Source organism: Herminiimonas sp. NPDC097707 (assembly GCF_044761395.1).
Lineage (GTDB): Bacteria > Pseudomonadota > Gammaproteobacteria > Burkholderiales > Burkholderiaceae_D > Oxalicibacterium.
Map to the genome: position 1 here is coordinate 1 of NZ_JBIWCI010000001.1, position 26,694 is coordinate 26,694.

Annotated in this window: 29 protein-coding genes, 1 tRNA gene and 1 pseudogene; 7 read left to right on the forward strand and 24 right to left on the reverse strand. The window is 53.8% G+C overall.

What is annotated here, in order from left to right; all coding sequences use genetic code 11:
* Positions 1-431: 431 nt before the first annotated feature.
* Both ACIQW9_RS00005 and phbB read left to right on the forward strand, forming a co-directional pair.
* On the forward strand, positions 432-1,607 hold the full coding sequence (locus ACIQW9_RS00005; RefSeq protein ID WP_402331306.1) for an acetyl-CoA C-acetyltransferase: 1,176 nt from the start codon (positions 432-434) through the stop codon (positions 1,605-1,607).
* 47 nt (positions 1,608-1,654) lie between these two features.
* Positions 1,655-2,395 carry an acetoacetyl-CoA reductase gene (phbB, locus tag ACIQW9_RS00010; protein ID WP_402331307.1) on the forward strand — a complete coding sequence of 247 codons (741 nt, stop codon included), beginning with the start codon at positions 1,655-1,657 and terminating at the stop codon, positions 2,393-2,395.
* A gap of 42 nt (positions 2,396-2,437) precedes the next feature.
* Here phbB and ACIQW9_RS00015 read toward each other — a convergent pair whose 3' ends face one another.
* Together ACIQW9_RS00015 and ACIQW9_RS00020 are read right to left on the reverse strand one after the other, a co-directional pair.
* Entirely contained in the window at positions 2,438-3,076 is a 639-nt protein-coding gene (locus ACIQW9_RS00015; RefSeq protein ID WP_402331309.1) for a DsbA family protein, read from the reverse strand.
* Between the two features lie 80 nt (positions 3,077-3,156).
* On the reverse strand, positions 3,157-3,738 hold the full coding sequence (locus ACIQW9_RS00020) for a PolC-type DNA polymerase III (RefSeq protein WP_402331310.1): 582 nt from the start codon (positions 3,736-3,738) through the stop codon (positions 3,157-3,159).
* 188 nt (positions 3,739-3,926) lie between these two features.
* Here ACIQW9_RS00020 and ACIQW9_RS00025 point away from each other — a divergent pair, with 188 nt between their 5' ends.
* Positions 3,927-6,014 (forward strand): methyl-accepting chemotaxis protein, encoded by a 2,088-nt coding sequence (locus ACIQW9_RS00025; RefSeq protein ID WP_402331312.1) that lies wholly within the window; start codon positions 3,927-3,929, stop codon positions 6,012-6,014.
* An 18-nt stretch (positions 6,015-6,032) separates the two neighbouring features.
* On the opposite strand, the gene ACIQW9_RS00030 is transcribed toward ACIQW9_RS00025, so the two are convergent.
* From ACIQW9_RS00030 to ACIQW9_RS00065, 8 genes are all read right to left on the reverse strand, one after another.
* Complete coding sequence (locus tag ACIQW9_RS00030; protein ID WP_402331313.1) at positions 6,033-6,254, reverse strand: RNA-binding S4 domain-containing protein; 222 nt, start codon at positions 6,252-6,254, stop codon at positions 6,033-6,035.
* Positions 6,255-6,293: 39 nt separating this feature from the next.
* Positions 6,294-6,575, reverse strand: a complete 282-nt coding sequence (locus ACIQW9_RS00035) for a hypothetical protein (protein WP_402331315.1) — start codon at positions 6,573-6,575, stop codon at positions 6,294-6,296.
* A gap of 36 nt (positions 6,576-6,611) precedes the next feature.
* Positions 6,612-6,998 (reverse strand): MAPEG family protein, encoded by a 387-nt coding sequence (locus ACIQW9_RS00040; RefSeq protein WP_402331318.1) that lies wholly within the window; start codon positions 6,996-6,998, stop codon positions 6,612-6,614.
* Positions 6,999-7,076: 78 nt separating this feature from the next.
* Positions 7,077-8,510 carry an exodeoxyribonuclease I gene (gene sbcB, locus ACIQW9_RS00045; protein WP_402331321.1) on the reverse strand — a complete coding sequence of 478 codons (1,434 nt, stop codon included), beginning with the start codon at positions 8,508-8,510 and terminating at the stop codon, positions 7,077-7,079.
* A 35-nt stretch (positions 8,511-8,545) separates the two neighbouring features.
* Positions 8,546-9,514: a GGDEF domain-containing protein gene (locus tag ACIQW9_RS00050; protein ID WP_402331324.1), complete on the reverse strand. Its 969-nt coding sequence runs from the start codon at positions 9,512-9,514 to the stop codon at positions 8,546-8,548.
* Between the two features lie 10 nt (positions 9,515-9,524).
* Positions 9,525-10,400 carry an HDOD domain-containing protein gene (locus ACIQW9_RS00055; RefSeq protein WP_402331327.1) on the reverse strand — a complete coding sequence of 292 codons (876 nt, stop codon included), beginning with the start codon at positions 10,398-10,400 and terminating at the stop codon, positions 9,525-9,527.
* Positions 10,397-10,717 carry a hypothetical protein gene (locus ACIQW9_RS00060; protein WP_402331329.1) on the reverse strand — a complete coding sequence of 107 codons (321 nt, stop codon included), beginning with the start codon at positions 10,715-10,717 and terminating at the stop codon, positions 10,397-10,399. The genes ACIQW9_RS00055 and ACIQW9_RS00060 overlap by 4 nt, the downstream gene beginning before the upstream one ends.
* A 138-nt stretch (positions 10,718-10,855) precedes the next feature.
* On the reverse strand, positions 10,856-12,028 hold the full coding sequence (locus ACIQW9_RS00065) for a GGDEF domain-containing protein (RefSeq protein WP_402331332.1): 1,173 nt from the start codon (positions 12,026-12,028) through the stop codon (positions 10,856-10,858).
* Between the two features lie 185 nt (positions 12,029-12,213).
* Here ACIQW9_RS00065 and ACIQW9_RS00070 point away from each other — a divergent pair, with 185 nt between their 5' ends.
* Positions 12,214-12,750, forward strand: a complete 537-nt coding sequence (locus ACIQW9_RS00070) for a DUF3617 domain-containing protein (protein WP_402331335.1) — start codon at positions 12,214-12,216, stop codon at positions 12,748-12,750.
* 43 nt (positions 12,751-12,793) lie between these two features.
* Here the strand turns inward: ACIQW9_RS00070 and ACIQW9_RS00075 are convergent, their stop codons facing one another.
* The 3 genes from ACIQW9_RS00075 to ACIQW9_RS00085 all read right to left on the reverse strand — a co-directional run bounded on the left by ACIQW9_RS00075 (position 12,794) and on the right by ACIQW9_RS00085 (position 14,567).
* A complete protein-coding gene (locus ACIQW9_RS00075) occupies positions 12,794-13,189 on the reverse strand; it encodes a DUF2237 family protein (RefSeq protein ID WP_402331337.1) in 396 nt (131 codons plus the stop codon).
* Positions 13,190-13,306: 117 nt separating this feature from the next.
* Positions 13,307-13,708, reverse strand: a complete 402-nt coding sequence (locus tag ACIQW9_RS00080) for a DUF2721 domain-containing protein (RefSeq protein ID WP_402331340.1) — start codon at positions 13,706-13,708, stop codon at positions 13,307-13,309.
* Positions 13,709-13,919: 211 nt separating this feature from the next.
* Positions 13,920-14,567 carry a LysE family transporter gene (locus ACIQW9_RS00085; RefSeq protein WP_402331343.1) on the reverse strand — a complete coding sequence of 216 codons (648 nt, stop codon included), beginning with the start codon at positions 14,565-14,567 and terminating at the stop codon, positions 13,920-13,922.
* A 158-nt stretch (positions 14,568-14,725) separates the two neighbouring features.
* On the opposite strand from ACIQW9_RS00085, the gene ACIQW9_RS00090 reads away from it, so the two are divergent.
* Positions 14,726-14,802 (forward strand) — tRNA-Pro (locus ACIQW9_RS00090).
* A 36-nt stretch (positions 14,803-14,838) separates the two neighbouring features.
* Here ACIQW9_RS00090 and bla read toward each other — a convergent pair.
* From bla to ACIQW9_RS00110, 4 genes are all read right to left on the reverse strand, one after another.
* Positions 14,839-15,738: a class A beta-lactamase gene (bla, locus tag ACIQW9_RS00095; protein WP_402331345.1), complete on the reverse strand. Its 900-nt coding sequence runs from the start codon at positions 15,736-15,738 to the stop codon at positions 14,839-14,841.
* A 55-nt stretch (positions 15,739-15,793) separates the two neighbouring features.
* Positions 15,794-16,183, reverse strand: a complete 390-nt coding sequence (locus ACIQW9_RS00100; RefSeq protein ID WP_402331348.1) for a hypothetical protein — start codon at positions 16,181-16,183, stop codon at positions 15,794-15,796.
* A gap of 193 nt (positions 16,184-16,376) precedes the next feature.
* Positions 16,377-16,805, reverse strand: a complete 429-nt coding sequence (locus ACIQW9_RS00105) for a VOC family protein (protein WP_402331351.1) — start codon at positions 16,803-16,805, stop codon at positions 16,377-16,379.
* A gap of 370 nt (positions 16,806-17,175) precedes the next feature.
* Positions 17,176-17,559 (reverse strand): VOC family protein, encoded by a 384-nt coding sequence (locus tag ACIQW9_RS00110; protein ID WP_402331354.1) that lies wholly within the window; start codon positions 17,557-17,559, stop codon positions 17,176-17,178.
* A gap of 228 nt (positions 17,560-17,787) precedes the next feature.
* Here ACIQW9_RS00110 and ACIQW9_RS00115 point away from each other — a divergent pair, with 228 nt between their 5' ends.
* On the forward strand, positions 17,788-18,462 hold the full coding sequence (locus tag ACIQW9_RS00115; RefSeq protein WP_402331356.1) for a phosphoribosyltransferase: 675 nt from the start codon (positions 17,788-17,790) through the stop codon (positions 18,460-18,462).
* Positions 18,463-18,479: 17 nt separating this feature from the next.
* On the opposite strand, the gene ACIQW9_RS00120 is transcribed toward ACIQW9_RS00115, so the two are convergent.
* From ACIQW9_RS00120 to ACIQW9_RS00150, 7 genes and pseudogenes are all read right to left on the reverse strand, one after another.
* Positions 18,480-18,860 (reverse strand): glutathione S-transferase N-terminal domain-containing protein, encoded by a 381-nt coding sequence (locus tag ACIQW9_RS00120; RefSeq protein ID WP_402331359.1) that lies wholly within the window; start codon positions 18,858-18,860, stop codon positions 18,480-18,482.
* Positions 18,861-19,034: 174 nt separating this feature from the next.
* Positions 19,035-19,490 (reverse strand): DUF2214 family protein, encoded by a 456-nt coding sequence (locus ACIQW9_RS00125; RefSeq protein WP_402331362.1) that lies wholly within the window; start codon positions 19,488-19,490, stop codon positions 19,035-19,037.
* 57 nt (positions 19,491-19,547) lie between these two features.
* Positions 19,548-20,213 carry a RelA/SpoT domain-containing protein gene (locus ACIQW9_RS00130; RefSeq protein ID WP_402331365.1) on the reverse strand — a complete coding sequence of 222 codons (666 nt, stop codon included), beginning with the start codon at positions 20,211-20,213 and terminating at the stop codon, positions 19,548-19,550.
* Positions 20,214-20,215: 2 nt separating this feature from the next.
* Positions 20,216-21,322 carry a ParA family protein gene (locus tag ACIQW9_RS00135; protein WP_402331368.1) on the reverse strand — a complete coding sequence of 369 codons (1,107 nt, stop codon included), beginning with the start codon at positions 21,320-21,322 and terminating at the stop codon, positions 20,216-20,218.
* Positions 21,323-21,386: 64 nt separating this feature from the next.
* Positions 21,387-23,135 (reverse strand): glutamine--tRNA ligase/YqeY domain fusion protein, encoded by a 1,749-nt coding sequence (locus ACIQW9_RS00140; RefSeq protein ID WP_402331371.1) that lies wholly within the window; start codon positions 23,133-23,135, stop codon positions 21,387-21,389.
* Positions 23,136-23,260: 125 nt separating this feature from the next.
* Positions 23,261-24,053: pseudogene (locus tag ACIQW9_RS00145) on the reverse strand (aminoglycoside phosphotransferase family protein).
* A gap of 41 nt (positions 24,054-24,094) precedes the next feature.
* A complete protein-coding gene (locus ACIQW9_RS00150) occupies positions 24,095-25,693 on the reverse strand; it encodes a gamma-glutamyltransferase family protein (protein ID WP_402331374.1) in 1,599 nt (532 codons plus the stop codon).
* 219 nt (positions 25,694-25,912) lie between these two features.
* On the opposite strand from ACIQW9_RS00150, the gene ugpQ reads away from it, so the two are divergent.
* Positions 25,913-26,683, forward strand: coding sequence for a glycerophosphodiester phosphodiesterase (gene ugpQ / locus ACIQW9_RS00155; RefSeq protein ID WP_402331376.1), 771 nt, complete (start codon positions 25,913-25,915; stop codon positions 26,681-26,683).
* Positions 26,684-26,694 lie beyond the last annotated feature (11 nt).

Sequence of the window (26,694 nt, forward strand, 5' to 3'; positions counted from 1 at the left end):
CGCCGATGATAGTGCTGCAACCAGTGTGAAAGTAGGTCATCGTCAGGCTTTTATTAGAAAACCCCCTAGCTTAACGGCTAGGGGGTTTTTGCTTTGCGCGAACGATTTGTAGCGCAAGGGTGCTGCTGATTACATGCCCTCTTCGAGTCCGCCGATTCAGCTAGCGAGGCAGTCTTTACTCACGATTCTTATTTCGAATCGTCGATCCCTGCTTCACCTCATTCATTCTTCAGCAAACCTTCATCAATACGCATAAATTATTCAATCAACTTCAATGATTTGTTCGTGAGCCATTGCGCTTTTGATAAATTTTATATACGTTGAGAGGTATCTGCTGAATAGCTGAAAATCACTACGTCAGTTTGTCGGCTATCCGATTTTTTTGCATCTTCTGGCTCATTGAAATGATGTCATTTCTTATGGAGAGTTAAATGGAGGAAGTCGTCATAGTTGCTGCCGGCCGCACTGCGGTCGGAAAATTCGGTGGGGCACTGGCAAAAATATCCGCCGCGGATCTGGGCGCACATGTCATCAGAAGTTTATTGTCGCGCACGGGCATGGCTGCGGATACGATCAGTGAAGTGATACTCGGCCAGGTGCTGACTGCCGGATGCGGGCAAAATCCTGCGCGGCAGGCATCGATACGCGGCGGCTTGCCCGATATGGTGCCGGCGTTCACCATCAATAAAGTTTGCGGTAGCGGTTTGAAGGCGACACATCTTGCTGCGCAAGCCATTCAATGCGGCGATGCGCACATCATCATCGCAGGCGGCCAGGAAAACATGAGCGCATCGCCGCACGTATTGCCGAATTCACGCGAAGGTTTTCGCATGGGTGATGCGAAATTGGTCGACACCATGATCGTCGATGGCCTGTGGGATGTGTACAACCAGTATCACATGGGTACAACGGCGGAAAACATTGCGAAAAAATTCGGTATTTCACGCCAGGAACAGGATGAATTCGCTCTGGCATCGCAGAATAAGGCGGAGGTTGCGCAGAAGGCAGGGAAATTCAAGGATGAGATTATCCCGCTTGAAATTCCGGGCAAGAAAGGCGTGCTCCTCGTCGATTCGGATGAGTACATCAAGTTCGGCACCACGATGGAATCTCTCTCTGCACTGCGTCCTGCATTTTCAAAAGACGGCACAGTTACAGCGGGCAACGCTTCCGGCATTAACGACGGTGCGGCTGCAGTGATCATGATGACGGCAAAGAAAGCGGCTGAACTTGGACTCAAGCCATTAGCGCGCATCAAGGCATATTCTTCCGCCGGGGTGGATCCTGCAATCATGGGTATGGGGCCGGTGCCGGCAGCTCAGTTATGTCTGAAAAAGGCCGGATGGTCGCATCAGGATGTTGATTTGATGGAGATCAATGAAGCTTTTGCCGCGCAGGCGATTGCAGTGAATCGGGAAATGGGTTGGGATACCAGCAAGATCAATGTGAATGGCGGCGCCATCGCGATCGGTCATCCGATAGGTGCATCCGGTTGCAGGATATTGGTCACGCTGCTGCATGAAATGATTCGGCGCGACGCCAAGCGTGGACTGGCAAGTCTGTGTATAGGTGGCGGCATGGGTGTGGCACTGGCGATAGAGCGCTAGCATCTGTTGGCGCGAATTATAAAATCAGACAGACAAGGAAGAGCGACATGACGCGTCTTGCATTGGTGACCGGTGGTATGGGTGGTTTGGGTGAAGCAATTTGCATCAAACTTGCTGCGCTTGGATATCAGGTTGTTACAACGTATTCGCCATCCAACACAACAGCTGGGGAGTGGCTGGCGACGATGAAGGAAAGTGGCTACGATTTTCGCGCCTATCCCTGTGATGTATCTGATTATGATTCAGCGCAACAATGCGTTGCCTTGATAAAAAAGGAAATCGGGGCCATCGATGTGCTGGTCAACAATGCCGGCATCACGCGCGATATGACGTTCAAGAAAATGGAAAAAACGGATTGGGATGTTGTCATGGGCACCAATCTGGATTCTGTTTTCAATATGACCAAGCCGGTATGCGACGGCATGGTCGAGCGTGGCTGGGGGCGCATCATCAATATTTCTTCGGTGAATGCGCAAAAGGGCGCGTTCGGACAAACAAATTATTCTGCTGCCAAGGCCGGCATGCATGGCTTCACCAAGGCTTTGGCGCTGGAAGTCGCGCGCAAGGCAGTCACGGTGAATACGATTTCCCCCGGTTATATCGGTACCAAGATGGTGACGGCGATTCCGCAAGATGTGCTCGATACCAAGATCGTGCCGCAAATTCCCATGGGCCGTCTGGGCAAGCCGGAAGAAGTTGCCGGCCTGGTTGCCTATCTCGCCTCCGACGAAGCGGCATTTGTGACGGGCGCGAATATCGCCATCAATGGTGGCCAGCACATGTATTGATGCGGGTATTGATCATCGAGACATATCGCGAGCGCTGGTAGATCAGCCGGTTTGATCAACCAGTGCCTGCAAGCGCTCGACCAATGCCTCGGTGCGTATGAAGCCGGATGTCACCAGATGCAGTTCACCTGCATTTTCAAATACCAGCGTTGGAAATCCTGTTACTCCCCAGCGTTGCGTTTGCAGAAAATCGTTATTCGTTGCAGTGATCGTATCTTCCGACGACCATGCAGCAAGAAAATCCTTCAGTTCGATATCGATTCCTGCCTTGTTCAAGACATCAACGCTGATCTTGGCCAATACATCTCCTTTCGTTGTATCGAGTCCTTCCGCATAAAATCCATGCTGAATGGCGTGAAATACATCGAGTGCCGTATGTGGTGCGAGCAGGCGTGCGGCAACGACGGCGCGGCAGGCGGGCTCCGTATCGTAGATGAAATTCGGGTGCGATAAGGCATCGCTGGAAAACGGTAATCCGCTGGCTTCCCCGACTTTTTCCCAATGCGCAAGCAGACTGGCTTTCAGTTTTTCATCCATCAAGTCCGGATTGTAGGCACGCAAGCCGCCGAGCACGATCTCCAGCGGCGTATCCGGAATGCCATTGAGCAGCGCTGTCAGCTCGGGCCCGAAACCGTAGCACCATGAACACATAGGGTCGGCGATATAGATGAGTTTGGTCATGGGTGGTCTCTCTTTTTTAGGCTGCGATTGATTTGCTTGCGTGAACCGAGGTAATGAAAAGACTGGGCGATCTGTTTTTGCTACACATCCGTTGCTGACGGCAGGGCAGGCCGCTGACGCAAAGTCTTGACCGCCTGGCTAAAAATCTCGGACGGCATGCCGGCAGTCAGTTTTCTCCACAATTGCCATAACAAATCCGCATCCGCCAATGCCCGGTGGCGCGCTTCGGGAACCAAACCGTGGCGTGCAATCAGCGTATCCAGATTGTGCCTTTTTTCTTCGGGGGAAAATCTGCGTGATAGTTTGACTGTGCACAGCACGTCCGTAGACAAGACGTGTCCTGTCCGGGCGAGCGCGTGATGCAGAAAGCCGTAATCGAAGCGTGCATTATGCGCGATGAACAAGCCGCCTTCCAGTCGTTCGCGCACCGTATCCGCTAGGGATTCAAACGTCGGCGCTGTCGCGACCATGCGGTCGCTGATGCCGGTCAGGTCCTGGATAAAAGACGGTATCGGCCGGCCTGGATTGACAAAGCTCGACCAGCGGTCAATGCCGCCATCGGCATTCACGGTCACGATGCCGATCTCCGTGATGCGATCGTTGATCAGGTTTGCACCTGTCGTTTCGAGATCGATAAATATCAATTTTTCATGAAGTGTCATGGCGCTATTGTCCCATGCCGGCGGGTAGGCGGTGTGTTGCAGAGGCCAGGCCGGTAGCTAAAAAAACGATTCATCAGCCTGTCATATTTCCCCGCCAGAATTACACCAGAGAAATTCCAGTGTGCCGTTATCGAGGATTTTCCATCCTCGATATCGCTTGCAGCATGCTGTTTATGGGAAGTATAAAAATGAAAAATATTTTGCTGGCACCCGCCGTCAAACTGATGCAAGGCCTGCGTTTATTGCCGAAGTTTATTGTCTTGACGCTTATTTTCATGACACCGCTGATACTGGCAACCATGCTTTTGCTGGGCGAGCTGGATAAATCGATCGCATTCACGAAGCAGGAACGTCTGGGTGTCCAGCATGTCCGCAAGGTGCAGGAAATCATACGCTTGGCTCAGCAGCATCGTAGCTACCAGCATATGTTCATCATGGGTAATGCGAGTGCGGAACAGCAGGCGCAAGGGCTGCAAAAAAATATCAATGAGCAAATCGCTCTCTTCGATGCCATGCGCAAGGAAGAGCCTGCACTGTATGTCGGCGATGCGTGGACGCCAATCCAGAAAAATTGGCTCGCATTGCAGGAAAAACTGGCGGCGGCCAAAGAAAGAAAAATCTACAACGAACAATCCGCATTGATTACGCAACTGGCGCGTTTCAACACGATGATCGCCGATCGTACTAACCTCACGCATGACCCGGAAACCGCCAGCTACTATCTGGCCGAACTGTTTATCCGGGATTTTCCGCAAATCACCGAAGGATTATCGGAAGTGGCCGGGCGCGGTGCCGCGTATATCGATAGCGGTTTGATGGAAGCGAATGAAGAAGTATTGCTGGGCTCCACCGTTTTGCTGACGCAGCGCGATCTGTCCGGCATTCCGGGCAAGATAGAAACCCTGCTTCATCACAGCCCCGCACTCAAGCCGCAAATGACATCGGTGCTGGCTGCCGTGCCAGTTGCGGCAGCCTACCTGGATCGGGCAAAAAATGAAGTGCTGAGCAGCGTCGATCAAACTTCCGGTAATCAATTTGCGGAAGCCGGCAATGCCGCTATCGATGGCCTGTATGCAGCGGCAGCTACTTCGGCAAATCTGCTCGATCAATTATTGCAGGCCCGGATGGAAAGCGATGCCTTTCATCGCAGCATGATCATGCTGGCGATATGTTTGACGATGGCGATCGCCGCTTATTTCCTGCTTGGATTCTATATATCGTTTTCGACGGAAGTGCGACGTCTCGGAGCCGCTGTCATGCGCACGGCATCCGGCGATCTGAGCCATAAAATAACATCTGGAGGTAAAGATGAAATCGCCCAGTTGCTCAATGCGTTTGGCAACATGAATGACGGACTCACGCGACTGGTCACGCAAGTGCGATTGGGTAGCGATACGATTGCACAGGCCTCGAACGAGATCGCCACCGGCAATCTGAATCTGTCGACGCGCACCGAAGAACAAGCCAGTTCACTGGAACAAACATCGGCTGCGATGGAAGAATTGACCAGTACCGTCAAACAGAATGCCGCGCATGCACAGCAGGCCAATCGTCTGGCAAAAACGGCGTCCGGAATTGCCGAGCAGGGCGGTAATGCCGTGTCGCAAGTGGTGGATACCATGCAGGCGATCCAGCAGTCTTCAAGAGAGATCAGCGATATTATCGGCGTCGTCGACAGTATTGCTTTTCAAACCAATATTCTGGCCTTGAATGCAGCAGTCGAGGCGGCGCGTGCGGGTGAGCAGGGGCGCGGTTTCGCGGTCGTGGCAGCGGAGGTGCGTCATCTTGCCCAGCGTAGTGCCGTTGCGGCAAAGGAAATCAAGGTGCTGATTGCTGCATCGGTAGAGAAGGTCGAGGCCGGCAGCAAGCAGGTGAATGCGGCAGGCAAGACGATGAATGAAATCGTGCAATCGATTACGCACGTGACCACCATCATGGCGGAAATCACGGCGGCCAGCGAGGAGCAGCAGAGCGGCATTGAACATATCAATCAGGCGCTCGGCCAGATGGATGGCATTACGCAGCAAAATGCCGCCTTGGTCGAAGAAGCGGCGGCCGCTGCGGAAAGCATGCACGAGCAAACGCTCGCATTGTCGGCGACGGTTGCCGTATTCAAGCTGGCAAACGATGAGCACGGTCTTGAAAAACCGGCGTTGCAGTCTGCGCACAATAACGTGAAAATTCTGCCCAGGCGCTCAACGAGCATTGCACACGATGCGCAGACGGCAATGCTGCCAGAGCATCCTCAACTGGCAGTGGCAAACGGTTCGCGCTGAAAGAGCGTGCGTTGCAGCTTATGCTGCTGCGCGGACCTTGATGCGGATATCGCCCAGGGCCACCAGCTGGCCTGCGCGTATCTTGCAGGTTTTGCGCAACTCGGTTTGTCCATCCACCTTGACCTGGCCGCTGGCGACCAGCATTTTGCCGGCGCCGCCGCTGTCGCATACGCCAACCAGTTTCAGTAGCTGGTTCAATTCGACGTATTCGTCGTTCAATTCAAATTCGAGTTGTTGCATGATGTTTTTTATATTTTAAGAAGTGAAAATGCACAACGTTCAAGCTGTTTTTGCCAGCACTTGCTGTGCCTTGTCCAGCCACAGATCGAGATTCGCCAGCAGATCCACCTGGCTGAACGAGCAACTTTCTTCCGTAAACAAACTGCCGGTCTCCAGGCGCACCAGCAAATCTTCCATCACTTCGGCATAACGCGGCGGCAAGGCCGACAATAGTGCGGTTTGTGCGCGCCATGACTGGCAGAAGTCAGCGATCGCAAGGCGATTCTGGCGTATTGCATGCAGCGAGTCTTGCAGCACATGTAGTGTCTGATCGTGAGACATGAGTATCAATAAAAAGTACAGCCGCCCCGTCGCCTGTCAGGCGCCGTGGAATGCCGCGATTAAAAAGAGCGTGATCACGCACAGATAGCCGACCGCCCATGAGAGGGAGCGTAGCGTGGCGTGATTCGTCAGATACAGCACCGTATAGACGATGCGGGCGACAATAAAGACGCCTGCCAGCATATTAATTGTATCCTGCGGCGCGTTCAGTTGTTGCGCCACCAGTACGCCGGCGGCAAAAAACGGGAACGCTTCAAAATGATTGCGATGGGCAGCATCGGCACGCCGTCGTACGCCTTCCTGTTTTTCCAGCCAGCGTCGCGGCTCGGAATTATCGAAGTCGCGCTTGCCCCACTTTGCAATGGCAACCGTCACTGCTGGCATCACGCCCGCAGCCAGCACACACCAGTAAGAAAGATTCATCTTGCGCTCCGCACAGTAAACCGGGATAAAAATAGATGACCGGCACCCAGATTAGCATGCGCGACCATCTGCAGATGATCAGTCACGCGCCGGTGCGATGGCTTCCGCATAGTCGTACAGGGCGCCCAGAATTTCCTCGCCGCGCTCATCTGCGGTTTCGGACAGCTGATCGATTTCGGCAAACATGCCTTCGATGGTGCGGGCGCCGCCATCGCCATCGAACAGGCGCGCTGCACGATGTTCTTCCCAGCGTTCAGCTTCTTCGGCAGATAGTGTGTGTGGGAAATTGCGCGCACGATAGCGCCAGAAAAGTTCTTCCAGCCGTGCATCGGAAAAACTCGGCGTGGCCTTGGCCAGTGCTTCCGGCGACAGAGCACGCAACTCCTGCAGCAGACGCCTATCGTTGTTGCCGACAAAACCGCCATACAGATCTTCGTCTACATCCGGCGTGCCTTCTTGCGGCCGGTGGAATACATCCTGCCAGATCGCTGTCATGTCCGGCGTGGTGGCGGCGATTTCCGCGTGCCGCAATGCCGTCTCGACATCCAGTCCCCATTGTGCGGTCATTTCAGCCGACAGCGTTTTCAGATTGTTGATGACGATAGGCGATTTGTTCAGATGGATGGATTTGATCGGCAGCCGGCTCATGCCTTCCGGCAGAGCATCCGCCTTGCTGAACATGCGGGTGCGTATCGTCTCGGCATCCAGCGTGGCAAGTTCGCTCGGATCGGCGGCAAGATCCCAGACGATGACTTCATTCTTGTTGGTCGGATGCACGGCCAGTGGCCAGACGATGCCGATGCAGCCGCGCTCGGCTGGGAACATGCCGGTAATGTGCAGGAATGGACGGCGCAAGGGCAGGCCGATTTCGGTCGCCACCCGGTCTTTCTTGTGCAGGGCAAAACAGAAGTCGAACAGCTTGGGTTGCCGGTCGCGGATCAGGCGCGCCAGTGCAATGGTGGCGCGCACATCGGACAAGGCATCATGCGCGGCTTCATGCGCGATGCCGTTGGCAGCGGTCAGTTGCTCCAGGCGGAAGCTGGGGCGTCCGTCCGGATGTTTGGGCCAGTTGATGCCATCCGGACGCAAGGCATAGGCTGTGCGCACGACGTCGAGGATATCCCAGCGACCGCAAGCGTTTTGCCATTCGCGTGCATACGGATCGATCAGATTGCGCCAGAACATGAAGCGCGTGACTTCGTCATCGAAACGGATGGTGTTGTAGCCGACGCCTATGGTGCCGGTTTGCGCCAGTTCGCTTTCGATTTTTGCCGCGAACTGATATTCCGGTATGCCGCGTTCAAGGCAGACTTGCGGCGTGATACCGGTGATCAGGCACGATTGCGGATCGGGCAGGAAATCGTTGGCGGGCTGGCAGTACAGCATGATGGGTGCGCCGATTTCATTGAGTTCGGCATCGGTGCGGATGGCGGCAAATTGCGCTGGCCGGTCGCGACGCGTATTGATGCCGAAGGTTTCATAGTCGTGCCAGAGAAAGGTGTGCGTGGACATCGTGAATAATGGGTAAATGGTAAGGCGGCGCTGGTTTAAGCCGATACTTGATTGCGCCCGGCTTCCTTGGCGCGGTACAAGGCTGCATCAGCCCGCGTGATGAGGTCTTCCTGATCGTGTTGCGCATCCAGTGTAGCGATGCCGAAGGACGCAGTCAGGTGCGGCAGCGGCACATGCATATCTTCAAAGACCACTGCTTCACGCATGCGTTCGCACAGGCGCTGCGCGACCATTCTACCGGTCGCCGCATTGCTGTCCGGCAGAATGACGGTCAACTCTTCGCCGCCGTAGCGCACGGCGAAATCGCTGGGGCGCAATGCCGCGTTCAATACTCCGGCTGCAATGCGCAAGGCGTGGTCACCCATCTGGTGACCGTATTGATCGTTGAGTTTCTTGAAGTGATCCAGATCGATCATGATCAGCGACAGTGGCCGGCCGGCATGGTGTGCTTCCTCGACCAATTCCGCCAGCTTGTCATTCAGCCAGGCACGATTATACAAACCGGTCAGGCCGTCCAGCATCGATAGCTGGCGATAGAATTCGCCGACTTTTTCACGTCGTCGCAATTGCGCATTGGCTGCACGCAGGCGGAATGACAACTGGCGCAACAGATTGCGTGCCACACCATCGACTTCATCGATCAGTTTCCACAAGGTGCGCGATGGAATGACCAGTAGATCGGTTTCTTCCAGTGCCATCAGGGTATTGGCATGCACCGCCTCATCCAGTACCGATAATTCGCCTATGCTTTCGCCGGGCAGGATTTTATCGCTACGCACCTGCTGCGTATCGTCGGCCAGCAGCGTGTTGCCCAGCACGCCGCGCAAGACTACGTACACGCATGCTGCGGTGCCGTGCATGTTCGGCAGTGCCTCGCCACTCGATATCCGCTGTATTGCGCACTGTTCCAGCAGCGTGCCGACAGCCGGGTCGGTAACGCCGTCGAATAAATGCAGCTTGTCTATCGTGTAAGACGACGCGCCAAAATACGTAATTTGTTCCAACTTCGTCTTTCTATTTTTCCGCCAGCAGTACGCGACTTACTTCATCGAACTGCAATTCCGTTTCATGAAATACCTGTAGATAAACTTCTTCACTCAGCCCCAATCCTTCCCATGCGCTTGGCGATACCGGCGGCACCATATCATCTTCCTGTCCGGACAGATCGAGAGCGTGCACGATGGCATTGGCAATATGCACGATGGAGGCGAGCGAATTGATTTTCTGCCCTTCCGGCTGGTGATGGCCGGCAATTGCAAAGCGGATCGTGTCGGAAAAATTCCAGTGCGCGGCCAGTGCCTCGCCTGCCATCGCATGGTCCATGCCCATGATCGTCTGCTCGGCTTCCAGCCACTGACAATCATGCAGGTTACGGTAGGCGATGACGGCATCGTATTCACGCCGGAAATACGTGACGAGCAGCAGGCGACCGACATCATGCAGCAAACCGGCAGTAAATGCGTAATCCTGATTGACGTGCAGATGCCGCGCCAATACACGTGCACAGACTGCGGTCGCGATCGCATGTCGCCATATCGCGATGAAATTCAAGCTGGCGCAGTCGGACGAAGGGAAATAGCCGGTCAATGCCGTTGCCGTGACGACATGCCGTACCGAATCCACGCCTATCAGTGTGATGGCCTGTTGAATCGTCGTGACCTTGGCTTGCACACCGTAAAAAGAAGAGTTGGCAAAGCGCAGCGTTTTGGCGGCGAGCGCCTGATCGAGCATCACCTTGCGGGTAATGATGTTGATATCGTCGTCATCGGGGCCTATGCTTTTCATCAAATCCTGCACGATGGCCGGCAAGGCTGGCAGATCGCGAATCTGGTCAAGCACCCGCTGAAAATGCAGCGTGCTGATATTCGGCTCAGGAAGCTGGGACGTCATGACTGTCCTCCGAGGCGAAAATCGCGTACATAGCGCTGCAATAAAACATTGGCCGGACTATCGTCCAATTTACGGAAAAGCCGCTCGAGCCGTTGCTGGAAATATGCGTGTTGTATTGCCTCTTCTTCCGGCGTTAACTCTCCCGTCATGATGCTAAGCGAAACGACATCGTGCCTGCGCAGCGATTCGATGGTTTGCTCGGTCAGCGTTACGCCTTTCGGCAGCAACACCTGTCCTTGCAAATCGAGCAGATCGTCCGACAGAATCATGCCGGGGCTGACGTCTGCTAATGCAAGTTGAGTCTTGATGGTGGTCACGATGGCAATCTCATTTTTCTGATGTCAAGCTAGCTTACCACCGGGCACAGGATGTATCTATCTGGAAATAGTTTGCGTGTTGTATGCAGACGCCTGGCGGAAAGCACAAGCGCGATGAGATGGAAAAAAAGAGGCACGTTACACGCAGTATCTGTTCCGCCCCAGATTTTTTGCCTCGTACAAGGCAGCATCTGCGCGGCGTAGCAGTTGCGGCCACGAACACTCGATATTTTTGGGCAAAATGGCCATACCCACGCTGATGGTCACGGGATGGGTGCCGAGAAAACGGTATTCACGCATCGCCTCGACCAGACGCTGGCCGATCTGCGCTGCGCCCTGGCTATCGACGCCGGGCAGAATAATCAGGAATTCTTCCCCGCCATAGCGTCCCACCAGATCGATGGCGCGGCAGGTTTGCTGCAGGATGGCGGCAACTTCGGTAATGACGGTATCGCCGGCAGCATGGCCGAACTCATCGTTAAAGCGTTTGAACAGATCGATATCGATAAATGCGATCGCCATTTCGCGTTGTAGGCGGATAGACAGATGCAGTTCGCGTTCACCAGTCTCCACAATGGCACGGCGATTGAAGAGTTTACTCAATTCATCGTGCGTTGCCAAATGACGGTTTTCGTCGACCGTGCGTTCAAAATACAGCAACAGCAAACCAATCGAGAACAGTACCGTGCCGATGGTAGGAATCAGGTAAGTCACGATGACTTCCGGGGTGGTAGTGAGTGCAGTAACCGTCAGGCCCCGGCTGATATAGCTCGCCGCGATACCGATTTTCAGGGTGTAACTGACCATCAGCAGCACGATCGCACCTTGCACCAGCTTTTGGACAAAGGAGCGCGGCCAACCACCTTGTCCCTGCCAGATCGCGTGGAAGCTTAATCCGAGCAGGATCAATGTGGTCACGGAATACAGGATGGAGCGCTGAGCGGCGGTTGCATTGACATACAGCAGCATGGAAAGTGCCAGCAGGAATGCGGCAACAATACCCCAGCCCCATTTGGATGGCTGCTTTTTATAAAAAACAAGGATGCCGTGCCATTGATAAATCAAGCCGGCCATGATCAGGCCGATGCCGCTCAGCAGGGCCAAAGCACGAGGCAAGCGACTGCTCAGGATCGCGATCAACAAACCAAGCGCTATACAGCTGCCGGATATGGCCCAGTAGCGGGTGCATTTGTCGCTGGGTGCAGCAAAAAAAACGCCGGCCATGACCAGTGCAATACAAAATTGCACAAGAATCAATACGGTGCCGGCAGTGAGTGCATCCATGATGGTGCGATCCGAAGCTAAAAGCATGCTGAAATTTGCGGGCTTGAAACAAGTCTAGCGGATTCTCATGGGAAATATTGTTAATTATTGTGCCGCAAAGAAATAGAAAAAACAGCTGCCGAAAACGTCAATCCAGGCAACGTATTCCGGCGCTATTGTCGCCTGTAAAAACCGGGGGTAGGATGCTGGAATCATGTCAAGTCGGAGTCATCATGTCCAAGCCCCTTATTGCCGTTCTTGTTGCCGCGCCTATGCTCCTGCTGACCATGCCGGGCTTCGCTGCGGGCAATATAAAACCGGGTTTGTGGGAGATGACGATGCAATCGGACATGATGAAAAACATGCCGAAGATGTCGCCGGAACAAATCCAGCAAATGGGCAAGATGGGCATCGATATGGCGCAGTTGCAAAGCGGCGCCATCGTCAACAAGATATGCATCACGAAGGAAATGGCTGAGCGCGATGAGGTGCCGCAGATGAGTGCGAAGGAAACCGGTTGCGAGCTCAAAAATGCGCAACGCAGCGGCGCGACTTATACGGTGGATATGGTGTGCAATGGTCCTGCGATGAAAGGCAAGGGGACGATCAAAACCGTCTATGCCAGTGATCAGAGCTTCAGCGCCAGTTCGACATTCAAGGGAGCCGTTGGCGGCAGGCCGGTCGATGACCGCAATGACAGTAGCGGCAAGTGGCTAAGTGCCAACTGCGGCTTGGTCAAACCGATGCAGGATCCGATGCAGAAAAAATAAGACGTCGGGAACGGCGGGAGATGTGCATGCCGCCGATGACGATTTATTCTTCTTCCGGCATGGTCTGCGCGTACTGGCGCAAATCGTTCAGACTGACAATTTGCAGGATCGTCTGATTGGTGCTTTCCAGCACCACCTTGGGTGCCATGCCGGCGTGCCATGCTTCCACCCAGCGATTGGCGCACAAGCACCATTGGTCGCCCGGCTTCAAACCGGGGAAATTCCATTCCGGGCGCGGTGTGGATAAATCATTCCCGCATTCCTTGCTGAACTCCAGGAATGCAGCCGTCATCACGGTGCAAATAATATGCGTGCCGACATCTTCTTCATTTGTCTTGCAGCAACCATCGCGGAAATATCCGGTCAGCGGCTTGAAGGAACAGGGCACCAGAGGTTCGCCAAATACGTTTTTGGCTATGGGTAGAGTGGCTTGCGTCATAGTAAATTTGCTGGATATGGCATGGTAAGGTCAGGCCGGAGTTTGCAACTATACGCGCAAACGGGCTGTAAAGTCAGTACGGTTTTGCGTCGATTTCGCATGTGCAATAGCGCAGCTTCAATCGTGCTGGCGCAGACTTTGTTCCATATCTTCCATCTCGATTTCGATCGCCTTGGTGCTGATCGTGATTTCATGCAGCGACACCAGCAGCGACAACACCAGCATGAAGATGCTGAGGCCGAAGATGACTTTCGCGACCACAATCAGTTCGATAAAAACCAGCAGCATGGACAGTGCGCACAGCAAAAAAGACATCACGCCCATCGCCTGCATGCGTCGTATCAAAAGTACGCGTTGGCGCAGGTTGGAAATTTGCCGTATCACTTCTTCCCGGGCGCCATTCTGATACTTGACGTGCAACTGGCGTATCAATTGTGCCGTTACCAGAAAGCGGTTGGTATACGCCAGCAGCAGGAGCGAGATGGCGGGGAAGAGCAGGGCAGGAGTAGTCAGATCCATAAGTTCATCTAGTAAGGGTTGGTCTAGAAAAAGGCATATCCGCGCTTGTGGCGCAGCATGGTCAATCACACAAAAGTGCATCCGTCAGGGTGAAAAACGGGTTTGCCCAGTTGCGCAGCAGGAGAAAAGGCCGGTGAGCAGCTTCAACCTGACGATAGTATCTGTTGATACTACCGTGTCGCTATTGTAATAGCGAAGGCTGACGGCAGGATTACGCCGCAGGGTTGCGTTTGACAAAAAACAGGCCGGCGCCGATCGCCATCAGCAAGCCGCCAAAGAAGCGATTCTGTTTTTTCAAGGCGTGTGCGTCGCGGAAGAAGCGCTGCATCGCAGAGGCTGCCAGTGCATAACCATGCATCACGATCACATCGATGGTGCACATCGTTATCGCCAGTATCAGCAGTTGCGGCAACAGCGGCGCACCCTGCACAATAAACTGCGGCAAGACCGCCACCATGAAAATCACGCCTTTGGGATTGGTCGCGTTGGTAAAAAATCCAAGCAGGAAGCGTTTGCGCCAGCTTGGCACATGCGCGGGTGTTGCTGCCGGTGCGCTTACATCCGGCGGGATGGTTACTTTTGCGCGCCACTGACTCCAGCCGAGATACATCAGATACAAGGCGCCGATGGTCTTGACGATATTGAAGGCAACTTCCGATGCCAGCAACAAGGAACCGACGCCGGCGCCTGCGATCAGCAACAGCAGGATCAATCCGGCTTGCAGGCCGAAAATCGTGCCGGTGGTTTTCTTCACGCCGTATGACAAGCCATGCGACATGGACAGCACTGCACCGGAGCCGGGAGAAACAGCGATAAGGACAGCGGCAACAAGAAAGGTGAGCCAGAGGGTGAGAGTCATGATGGGCGATACGGCAAAGCCAACATGATAAACCGTACCGGCGTGGTCTGCTTTCTTCTGTGCGGCCAGTTGACAGGGTGATGCGCACGCTCTCCACAAACGTATCCAAATTGATTACACTGGAATTGTCTGCCATTGCAGGTCTGCTTACTACACGTCGGGGTGTAGCTCAGCCCGGTAGAGTACTGCGTTCGGGACGCAGGAGTCGGAGGTTCGAATCCTCTCACCCCGACCACATTGATGCATCAAAGTTTTCGTTTGTTGCGCAGCTTCAGCTCAAGGCCGCGACGACAATGCGCGTCGCGGATGCGATGACATCGTCACGAGGGCGCGCTTCTTTTTCATGCTGTGTGAAGTAGATTGCTGCGACGATGGGTGCGCCCGTCGCCGGCCAGATGACGCCGACATCGTTGGTCGTGCCGTAAGAGCCGGTGCCGGTTTTGTCGCCGACTATCCAGTCTTTGGGTACGCCAGCCAGCATGCGCTTGCCGCCGGTTGTATTGCCTTTCAACCAGGCCGTCAGCTGTTCGCGTTGCGGCAGTGCCAGGGCGTCGCCAAGAGTCAGTCGCTGCACACTTTTTTCCATCGCTGCCGGTGTGGACGTATCGCGCAAGTCGCCGGGAATGGCAGTGTTCAATTCCGGCTCCCAGCGATCCAGACGGAAGGTATCGTCGCCGATAGTGCGCGCATAGGCGGTTACCGCTGCCGGCCCACCCAGCTCTTGCATCAAAAAATTCGCCGCTGCGTTATCGCTATATTGCAAAGTCGCTGCGCAAAGCTCGGCGATGCTCATGCCGTCAGCGATGTGGGTTTGTGTAATCGGTGCGTAGCCTGACTTCTCAACTTCGTCCCTGTTGTAGCGTATGCGTTTATTCAGCAAGTTCTTGTCTGTTGTGCCCTTCTGCAGGATGGCCGCAGCAACGATGGCCTTGAATGTGCTGCACACAGGGAAGCGTTCATCGGCGCGATATTGCACGCGCATGCCGTTGGCTGTATTGAGCGCAGATAAACCAAGCCGTCCATGAGCGGACGCCTCAAGCCTTGCCAATTCTTGCTGTATTGCGCTGCGAGCGATCCTTTGATCTCTGGCGAATGCCGACATGGATACACCAGAAAATGGAGCCGCGATGGTGGCCAGCAAGAGGGCGCGTCTGTGTACGGAATGGGACATGGCTTTCTCTGCAAATTTTTTTCGGAACGCGGTAAAGACTGGCAGCGCAGGCGGTTTACTCACCGGTTCTGACAAACAAGGTTTCCAGCGGGGTATCACCAACAACCCGACTGCGATGACCGTGCAGGCTGTTGTCAAATTTCGCGCCTTCCGGCAACAGATCGTTAGAGAAGAAATGATCGCCCGCCTTGAAGATGCGAGCCGTTCCATCGCGCAAACCGATTTCCATTTGGCCACTCAATACCACCAGCCATTGCGCAGTGGTCGTGCAATGGAAATCGCTGCTCACGCCCGCTGGACTTTTCCGTACCTGAAATCCATTGGACGGGAAGAGTTCGGACAGCAAGGCCTTAGGCGAACCGTCCGGCAATGCGAGGTCTTCTTCGCGAAATTTTGCGTAACCGTCGACGTCGGTGTACAGAATGATGTGCTTGAAAGTGGTCATGGCATTTTATGAAATAGGGAGAGAGGAATTGTAAACAAAACGAAGGATCGCGAGTGGCTGTCTTTGTGAAATCGAGTCATATCGAATAGTGAGCAACAGCCGAAAAAGGATGTTCGGCTACCGCCAGCAGGCGTAGCCGAATTCAGTCTTTGCGCATACGCAGAAACGCAAGCGAATCTGATTAAAAACGAAATCAGAAATTGATCTTGACCGAAGCGGCGCTGCGCCTGGCGTCGCCGTGGAACACGGTTTCTATATTATTGCCATCGGGGTCAATGACAAAGGCGGCGTAGTAGCCGGGGTGGTAGTCGCGCAGTCCCGGCGCGCCATTATCGGTGCCGCCGTTGGCTAGCGCCGCTTTGTGAAACGCCTCGACCATGGCTTCGTTCCTGGCTTGAAATGCAAGGTGATACCGACCGGTTAGCTTTCCTTGCGCGGCCTGACTATCGGCGGTGGAGACAAACAGTTCGTCGGCCCAAAAATAGCCTTCGCCGCTACCGCCCAGCGGGACTTCAAGAGCATCGAGTATGGCCATATAGAATTGCTGGCTCGTCGCGAGATCATTTACCACCAGTTGAATATGGTCAATCAAGCGACCACGATGAAGTTCTTGTGTTTCCATAGTGCACTCCAATCAAGATGAACGTTCCCCTGTAGTTTTATTCTAGCGCAGGCTTGCGGTGCTAACGACGTTGCAAGGCACCGGGGAAATCTGGCGCACAAAAAAACCAGCCGGAGCTGGTTGTGGGCGTCGTTGGTCTTCGACACAGCGCAACGATCTGCTCGCGCTCTTTAAGGATTCATGTATAAAGAAAGCGCGGTGACGCCGATAACAAATATCGTAGTGATAATTTTCCACTTCGTGTTCATGCTTACTCCATTCGCAATGTGAGTGCGCAGTATACCCAAGCCCTATGCACAGCGAAATATCTGTTTGCGGTGTTTTCGGGTAGGTGTTGGCTAACTTGCACTGAATTCCACGGTCACGCCGCTCAGTGCGCGCCTGTCGCTGCAGTCACAAACTCTATCATCACACCCGGTGTCGGGGAGACAAACAATTGTCGTTCGCCGGTAGCCGGCACTTCTGAGGATTGATATGCAAACTTGTCGCTGTGCAGTCTGGCGATGAGTTTGTTCCACCCGGCATCATCTTCTACCCTGAATGCAATGTGATCGATGCGCGATGGTGTTTTGGCGAGTGGACGATCGGAATTGCTCTTGATCAGATGGATGACGGGTTTGCCGTCGTGGTGCAGCCAGTAACCTTCAAAGCTGAAAGGCGGGCGCTCGCCTTCAGTCAGGCCGACGATATGGCAGAAGAAGTGGCGCACTTCTTCCAGATGCGGCGTAACGACGGTTGCGTGATCGAGTTTCATGCGCTTATTTTAAATGCTTGTCGCCAAATGTTGAGGCCGACTTCTCTTCCTGTTAGATCTGCGCATATCTGTCGCCATGCATGGCGGAAGGTGCTGTTAAATGTTCGGTCGGATCGAACTTGCAGCCATGCGGAATAATCTAATTTAATTGGGCATATGAAGTTTCAATCGGAGTGATCATGCGAGGCAGTGTTCGCTGATCCATTCCGCACACGGCAGGCGAAGCAAATGAACGAGTCAGTGATCTTTAAAGATCGCATGGACGCTGCAGAGCAGTTGGCGGCAGGCTTGCAAGAGTATCAGGGCCGTAACCCCTTGATACTGGCGATTCCACGCGGCGCGGTGCCGATGGGGAAAGTGCTCGCGGAGCGCCTGCATGGAGAGCTGGATATCGTGCTGGCACACAAGCTGGCCAGCCCCTTCAATCCGGAGTTCGCGATTGGCGCCATCGACGAGACGGGCTGGGTTTATCTGTCGTCCACCGGCGAAGAAGATGAAGACACGATCGCCATGACTGAAACAATCAGGGAACGGCAGCTGGCTGAACTGAGACAGCGACGCATTCTGTATGCACCCTTCATGCGTCCCATTGATCCGCAGGGCCGGATTGCGATCGTGGTGGACGATGGCCTGGCGACCGGTGCGACCATGATTGCCGCATTACATGCCGTGCGCGCCAGACAGCCTGCCGAGCTGATATGCGCGATCCCGGTCGCCGCGTCAGACAGCCTGGAAAAAATCACACCGCTGGTCGACAAGGTGGTGTGCCTGCATGAGACATGGCAATTCGGCGCCATCAGCCAGTTTTATGCGCAGTTTTCTCAGGTGGATGATGAGGAAGTCAGGCAGATACTCGCCGCAGGCAGCGGTGCGACAGTCCCGACTTCATTGCCGAATGGCTGAATGATGATCTGGTCCGTCTACGCGGCGGCGAAGCGCTGCTGCAGATAGGCAATGATCTCGCGCGAGTCGTACAGCCAGCGCGTCTTTTGCTCTTCGTCGGTGATTTTCAGGCACGGCACCTTGCTGCTGCCGCCTTGCGTCAACAGGGTTTGGCGATTTTCTGTCGAATGCTGTGCATCCCGCAGCTCCACTTTCAATGCAAGCCGACGCAATTCCTGACGCACCTTGATGGAAAACGGACAGGTAGAAAATTGATACAAAGCCAATTGCCGGCACTCGGCATCGACGCGCGCCTGATCAGCGGCGGCGCGCACCAAGCCCTTCGGTTTGGTCATCTGTTCATGCAAGAGCATAAAAGGGCCAAGAATCAGACGTACCAGTTTAAAAAAATATTTCATCAATGCCTTATGGTGATTCGAGTGCAGGATAGTAATAGACAATCAGGCAGTCGGGTGGGTGGAGTGTGCGTTATTTGTAGCCTGATATTTTCAATGAGGCGAGTTGGTCGAATGTCATGTGACTGGATTAACAAATATCGAACCGAGTATTTTTAGTTTCAACAACAGCTTCCATTAATTGTCGAAATAGCCAATGCCCTTGGCCATCAGCGCAGCGCACAGAATCATCAATCCCAGCAAGGTCAGTTCCACATGAATGATCATGCGCAGCTTGCGGTTTTGCGCATCGCTCAATGTGGGAACGACACCTTGCTTGATAGACTTGCCCCACTTGATGAAGGTGACAGTCGGCTGGATAGAGATCAGGCCGACGATGAGGAAGAGAATCATTTTCGCGATGAAGGGCGCGCTATGTAGATAGTAGTCCGCGCCTTTTTCAAAATACATCACGCGCAAGCCGCCGAAGATCAACACCAGGACGGCGGATGCGCCGTAGATGGCGTCGTAGATCTGTATTTTTCTTGCGGAGGTTAGCGTTAGCTGCTGTTTCAGCATCAGCATTTCTGCTGACAGGACTAGCATGATTACTACAAAAGCAATGTGATGAAGGAATGCGAATATAGCAGTCATTTCAAATTCCTCATTATCATCTTTTGTAAAAATAGCCGCTGCTACTTGAATGCATATTCAAATCTGCTTTGTGCGATAGATTGAATCCGCAAGTCTAGTTCCAGTAGAAACAAGCTTAGATAAAACTCTTAGTTGCTCCTTGCACGCTCTGTTGTCTGTCGGGTGCGGATAATTCATGCCATGATCGATTTCACCCCAGATCTCTTCAAAAAGAGTTCTAACTTGAATTTCGCAGCAGATGTTTGAATGCTCTTGTGGCTTTACTACGTAATGGATACTGGTGTAGTAGGAAGCCTTAATTTCTGTAATAAGTCCCAAGCTTTTAAAAAATTCAGTAGCTTCAGGATCCCAAGAATATACTTTTGGTGGTTCGTGTAAAAACCATTCCCGATTATTTATCTGTTGAAGAATATGGGCGTGAATGTCTGGAAACTGATCTTGATAGAGATGTAAAATTCTTACGCCAGCAAGATCGGTTACTTGCTCAAATATATTATCCCCAGATATTGGATTCTTATCTTCCCACTTGCGTGTGATTTTGTCTTTTAAATGGCCTTCGTTTTTGAGTCTGCTTTTTATTGTATGGATGACTGGGGTTCCATATTGATTGAGTGTGGGTTCAAGTTTAAAAAAATCTACAACACCATTTAAGAATCGCTCAAAGAGATGTTTGTTTTTACCAAACTTGTCGATTGCTGAGGCGATGCTGTCTTCTTTTGTCATATTCATCCTAACAATTGAATTCTCTTTAAGAGTGCTTCGCAGAATCCGCGATACGCTTTACCGGTCTCTACGTATTTTGCGCTAGCGCCTCTTAGTGTATTTATATGTTCCGTCTCAATCATAGGCAACGAAGGTACCTTCCACATCGGAGTGTGATAGTGCTGAGCCATCGTTGGGAAAGTATTGTGTGAGTGCATAACGGCGGTTTCACCTATTGGCTCACTTAGCGCTTTATCGTCTAAATGACTCCTTAGTCCTTTCTCTATGCATTGCTTAATAGTCTCTGGTATTCGGCTTGCATAATTAAAGTGCGCATGCGCTAAATTCCAAGTGTTATTTACGCCTGAGTATTTTTTCGCGTTATATAGTGTGTAACCTAAGAATGAAACAAATTCTTTAGGAAAAGAATGTCTTTTTTCTTCTGAGATAAGTTGATAAATAACATTGAACTCCGCTTTCCAAGCGCTGAGCGATTTGCCAATGTTACGTATCCCATACAGCGAGAACAAATCCGGAGCCGCAGGTACAAAGAATCCATCTACTGTTGAGATTACTACTTTGTTCAATGAGCCTAAACTCGGTGACGTATCTATTATTACGTAGTCATAATTGTGCAGTGCGGCGTATCGCTCGCTGATTTCTCGGATTTTGGTAACGGTTCGTATTGCCAGCGGGTCGCCACGATAAATTCCAGCCCATCTTTCGGCAATTTTGTCTTCGTACAAATGTAATGTGAGCCTGCCTGGCACGATATCCAGCGAACTTGATAACTTTACTGGGGGTGGCAAAGACTCTAAGTCACCAGTACCTTCCTCGGTTGGTTTGAGTATGAAATGGAGGCTTCTTTGTTCTGAAATTAAGGTGTTAAATTCTAAAGGGCTTAAGGAATTTTTTGATGATTCAAATCCCTCATCAATAAACCTATCTTCCTTTTCCCAGATTTTATGAATTAATTCTTGATCTAAGGAGTAAATAGTCAAATTGCATTGTGGGTCTGCATCAATCATTAAGACTTTGTAGCCCATTTCCGAGAGTGCATGCCCAACATGGTAAGTTAGCGTCGTTTTCCCTACCCCGCCTTTGTTATTAAATACTGAAATAGATTTCACTTGTTAACTCCGCATAGGTTTATAGCCGTCTTTTCATTCGGACATGTCGATCAAAATTTTGAACTTATTTCCCCCAACTATCCTTCAGCGTCACCACCCGATTAAACACAGGCTTCCCAGCCTTGCTGTCCACGCGATCCGCAACAAAATAACCATGACGTTCAAACTGCAGTTTCTCATCCGGTTGTACTGCTGACACGCCCGGTTCTACATATGCAGTAATCACTTCCTTGGAATTCGGATTCAGCGCCAGTTTGAAATCCTTGCCACCTGCATCCGGATGCGCATCGGTGAAGAGGCGGTCATATAAACGCACTTCTGCTTCGAGCGCGTGGGCTGCGCTGACCCAGTGCAGGTTGCCTTTGACTTTGTAATTGGCCGAACCTTCGGTGCCGGATTTGCTGTCGGGGAAATAGGTGCAATGGACGGCGATGATGTTGCCGTCTGCATCTTTGTCCGCGCCCACGCATTCAACTACGTAGCCGTAACGCAGACGTACTTTGTTACCGGGGAAGAGGCGGAAGTAGCCTTTGCTTGGCACTTCCATGAAGTCTTCCTGTTCTATCCACAGTTCTTTACTGATCGGGAAGGTACGATTGCCGCGTTCCGGGTGATGCGGATGAACGGGTGCGCTGCATTCGACTGTTTCGCCTTCAGGGAAATTGTCGATGATCAGTTTGAGCGGACGCAGTACGGCGATGGCGCGTGGCGCCTTGTCGTCGAGGTCATCGCGCAGTGCGCCTTCCAGCGTACTCATGTCGATCCAGCTGTCTACCTTGGCGACGCCTATGCGTTCTGCAAAGAGTTGTATCGATTCCGGCGTAAAGCCGCGACGACGGATGCCGACGATGGTAGGCATGCGCGGATCGTCCCAGCCGTCGACGATGTTTTCTTCCACCAGTTGTAGCAGCTTGCGCTTGCTGGTGATGGCGTAGGTCAGGTTGAGGCGGGCGAATTCGTATTGATGCGGCAGCGGCTTGGTGAAGAAGCCGCCTTCGGCCAGACGTTCCAGTACCCAGTCGTAGAACGGACGGTGATCCTGGAATTCCAGCGTGCAGATCGAGTGCGTGATGTTTTCAATCGCGTCTTCGATCGGGTGCGCGTAGTCGTACATCGGGTAGACGCACCATGTGTCGCCGGTGCGATGGTGATGTGCGTGGCGGATGCGGTAGATCGCCGGGTCGCGCATGTTCATGTTGGGCGAGGCCATGTCGATCTTGGCGCGCACGATGTGTTCGCCGTCCTTGAATTCGCCGGCCTTCATGCGACGGAACAGATCCAGCGATTCTGCCGCAGGGCGATCGCGGAACGGCGAGTTCTTGCCGGCTTCGCCGAAGTTGCCTCGGTTCTTCGCCATGTCGTCAGCGGACTGGCTGTCGACGTAGGCGTGACCGGCGGTGATCAGGTATTCGGCCATTGCATACAGTTGGTCGAAGTAGTCGCTGGCGAAGTACAGGTGTTCCTTGTCGCCGACGTGCCAATCGAAGCCCAGCCATTTGACGCTGTCGATGATGGTGTCGACGTATTCCTGTTCTTCCTTGGTCGGATTGGTGTCGTCGAAGCGCAGGTTGCAGCGGCCGGCGTAATCGCGCGCCAGGCCAAAGTTCAGGCAGATCGATTTGGCATGGCCGATGTGCAGGTAACCGTTCGGCTCCGGCGGGAAGCGGGTGATGACGGTCGGCAGCGGCTGGCCGTCTTTGCCGACGCGGTTTTCATGTTTGCCGGCGGCGAGATCGGTTTCGATGATGCTGCGCAGGAAATTGGAAGAAGCCGGGGTCGGATTGGTGCTGCCGTTTTTTGTATCGTTGCTCATGAGTGCTTGTACCTTGCTGTGGTGCGCAATGTTGAAGTAAAGGGCATTTTACCGTAGCGGCTACGCTGCCTGCGCACTATATGGCAGCGCAACGGAATTGGCGTGCCATTACAGGCTGGATGCGGCTAATACGATAACTGTGCGGATGCCATTGCAGCAACCGCCAAAGCAGAATCGGCAGCCTGCCCGTCGTCAAGAAACCAGACTGCAGACAAACCTGCATAAGCCATGATCCATTGCAGCAGACGTTTGCGCTGCAGGCCCGAAGCTTCGATGACTATCTCCAGCTGTCTTTCAAAGCGCGGGGAGGACGACAGTTGCAAGCTCGGGGTTGCAGAAAATATTTGCGTAGTCGTAGCCACGTTCACCTATCAATCCCTTGGGATCGATGGCGAGCCAGCCGCGTGTGCCGAAGTCCAGAACGTTGGCGTGATGGATATCTCCATGCAATATGCAGACATTCTGTGGCGTAGCTAGCAAGCTGCGTGCATGCGCCGCGCACTCTGCAATCAGTCCGCCGTATTTTTTCGCGCCGGGTTCGAGATCCTTGAGCCATGGTTGCAGCGGGATCAGTTCGGGCAAGGGCTTGTTGCGCGGCGCATGCAGTTGCGCAGCAGTCTGGCACAGGATACGGGTGGCTTCGTCATCCTTGCAATTCATTGCCATATCGAGCAGGGAATTCGGCCCTTCTGCGCGCTCCATCAATATGGCATCGCCGTCATGGGCGAGCACCCGCGCTGCACCTTGCCCTTCCCACCATGCCATGAAGATGCCGCCACGCTTTTCCTCGGGTTCGATGGCGACCTTCAACATTGCAGGCGTATCACCCATGCGAACCGGCAGCAGATGACTGCTGTGCCTAAGGATGGGAGCGCCATCAGCCTGTACGTTGAATTTTTTCAGGTAGCCTTCAAACATGCTGGTGGCGATGGTGCGCTGTTGGCTGCTTAATGGATAACTTAATAGCCGACTGCCTGCCCGTCGCGACGCGGATCGCTGGCGGCGATGTAGCCGTTTTCGGTTTTCCAGATGAACTGGCCGGAGCCGAAATCCATGTAGTAGTCGGCGACTTTTTCTATCTTGTGGCCGCGTGCCAGCAATGCCGCGTGTATTTCCGGCGACATGGCCGCTTCTACATTGAGCGACAGGCCGACGTTGACCTTCCAGCGCGGGGCATCGCATGCAGCTTGCGGTTGCTGGTTGTAGGACAGCATGCGCACCAGGGTTTGTACATGGCCTTGCGGTTGCATATTGCCGCCCATGACGCCGAAGCTCATCAGCGGCTGGCCATCCTTGCTGAGGAAGCCGGGGATGATGGTGTGGAAAGGACGTTTGTTCGGCGCCACGCAGTTCGGATGATTGGGGCTGAGGTTGAAGCTGAAACCGCGGTTCTGCAGGCTGATGCCGGTGCCAGGAACCACCACGCCGGAGCCGAAGCCCATGTAGTTCGACTGGATGAAGCTGACCATCATGCCGCTTTCGTCCGCTGCGGTCAGATAGACGGTGCCGCCTTTTGGCGGTGTGCCGTGACTGAAGCGGCTTGCGCTGTTCAGGTCGATCAGTTTGGCGCGTTCGCTCAGGTAACCGTCGTCGAGCAAATCCTTGACGGTCACTTGCGTCATGTATTTTTCATCGGCGACCCATTTGTAGGTATCGGCAAAGGCGAGCTTCATGGCTTCGATCTGCATTTGCTGGGCTTCGACGGAATCGATAGGGAAGCGCGTGATGTCCAGCTTGTCGATGATGCCGAGTGCGATCAGTGCGGCGATGCCCTGGCCGTTAGGCGGGATTTCGTGCACGGTATGGCCGGCGTAATTTTTCTGGATAGGCGTGACCCATTCCGGTGTGAAACCGGCGAGGTCGGCCAGCGTCATTTGCGCGCCGTGTTCCTTCGCGTACTTGACGATAGCCTCGGCCAGTTCGCCGCGATAGAAGGCTTCACCTTTTGTTTCGGCGATTTTTCTCAGCGATTCGGCAGCGTCCTTGAAGACGAAGTTTTCACCGACTTCCGGCGCACGGCCGTGCGGCATGAAGGCATCTGCAAAGCCGGGCTGATTTTGCAGAATCGGAATTGCATTCACCCATTTTTTTTGCACCACTGGCGCCACCATGTGTCCGCGTGCGGCCAGCTCGATCGCCGGTTCCATCAGATCGGCGAAGGGCAGCTTGCCGAATTTGTCCGACAGCGCGACCCAGCTGGCGACGGCGCCGGGAACGGTAACGGTATCCCAGCCGCGCTCAGGGAATACGCCATTGTGTTTCTGCTTGAAATAATCGGTCGTCCAGCCGGCCGGCGAAGGGCCGGAGCTATTCAGGCCGTGCAACTGGTTGCCGTCCCACACCAGCGCAAACGCATCGCTGCCGAGGCCGCAGGAAACAGGTTCGACGATGGTCAGTGCAGCGGCGGCGGCGATCGCGGCATCGACCGCATTGCCGCCCTTGAGCAGCATGCGCAAGCCTGCTTGCGCGGCCAGCGGTTGCGAAGTCGCGACGGTATTGCGCGCGAACAGCGGCTGGCGGATCGATGGGTAGGGATTGTTCCAGTCAAATGAAGACATGCTGTGATCCTGATGATGTTGATTGAGTGCTCATGCAGCCGGAGCTGCAGGAATGAATTTTGACCGTGTTTGCATGTCTGCTGCTCATGCGGCGGCAAACGTGCGCGGAGTGCAGGCATTTTATCTCTTGTCGCGCGTTCAGTCTTGCGCCGGGCTTGCAAAATGCGCTGTTAATATGATGCCAATTCACTTGCACCAACTCGACAACTGGAATCAGCCATGTGGCCTTATCCCAAAATAGTGGCGCATCGCGGCGGCGGTGCGCTGGCGCCGGAAAACACCATCGCAGCCATGCGTTGCGGCTTGACGCATGGTTTTCACGCGGTGGAATTCGATGTGATGCTGGCCAGGGATGGCGTGCCTGTCGTCATGCACGATACGGTTTTCGGCCGCACGGTGGCAGGCGAGGGCAATGTGAATGAGTACACGGCGCAGGAGTTGGCGACGCGTGATGCGGGCGCGTGGTTTGGCGAGGAATATATAGGCGAACCTATCCCGACCTTCGAGCAGGTGGCAGCATTTTGCATGCAGCACCATATCTGGATGAATATCGAGATCAAGCCGGTGCCGGGATTTGAGGATCAGACCGGCTGGACGGTGGCGCAGGCAACGCATCGTTTATTTTCTGGCGTGCTGGGTAGATCGCCGGGCGCCTTGCCGCTGCTTTCTTCCTTTTCATTCGAGGCGCTGCAGGCGGCGCAGTTGGCGGCGCCGGATATTCCGCGCGGATGGCTGGTCGATGACATCCCGCCCGACTGGCATGAACGGCTGCTCGCCCTGGGTGCGATTGCGCTGCATACCAACCACAACAATCTGACGCCGTTACTCGCACGGGCCATCAAGGATGCGGGTTTCGGCCTGTTTTGCTATACCGTCAACGAGCCGGCGCGTGCAACGGAAATTCTGTCCTGGGGCGTCGATGCGTTTTGTACCGATCGCATCGATGTGATCGGGCCGACCTTCGGCAGCGCAACTGCGGCTATGCGTTGAAACGGCTTAGA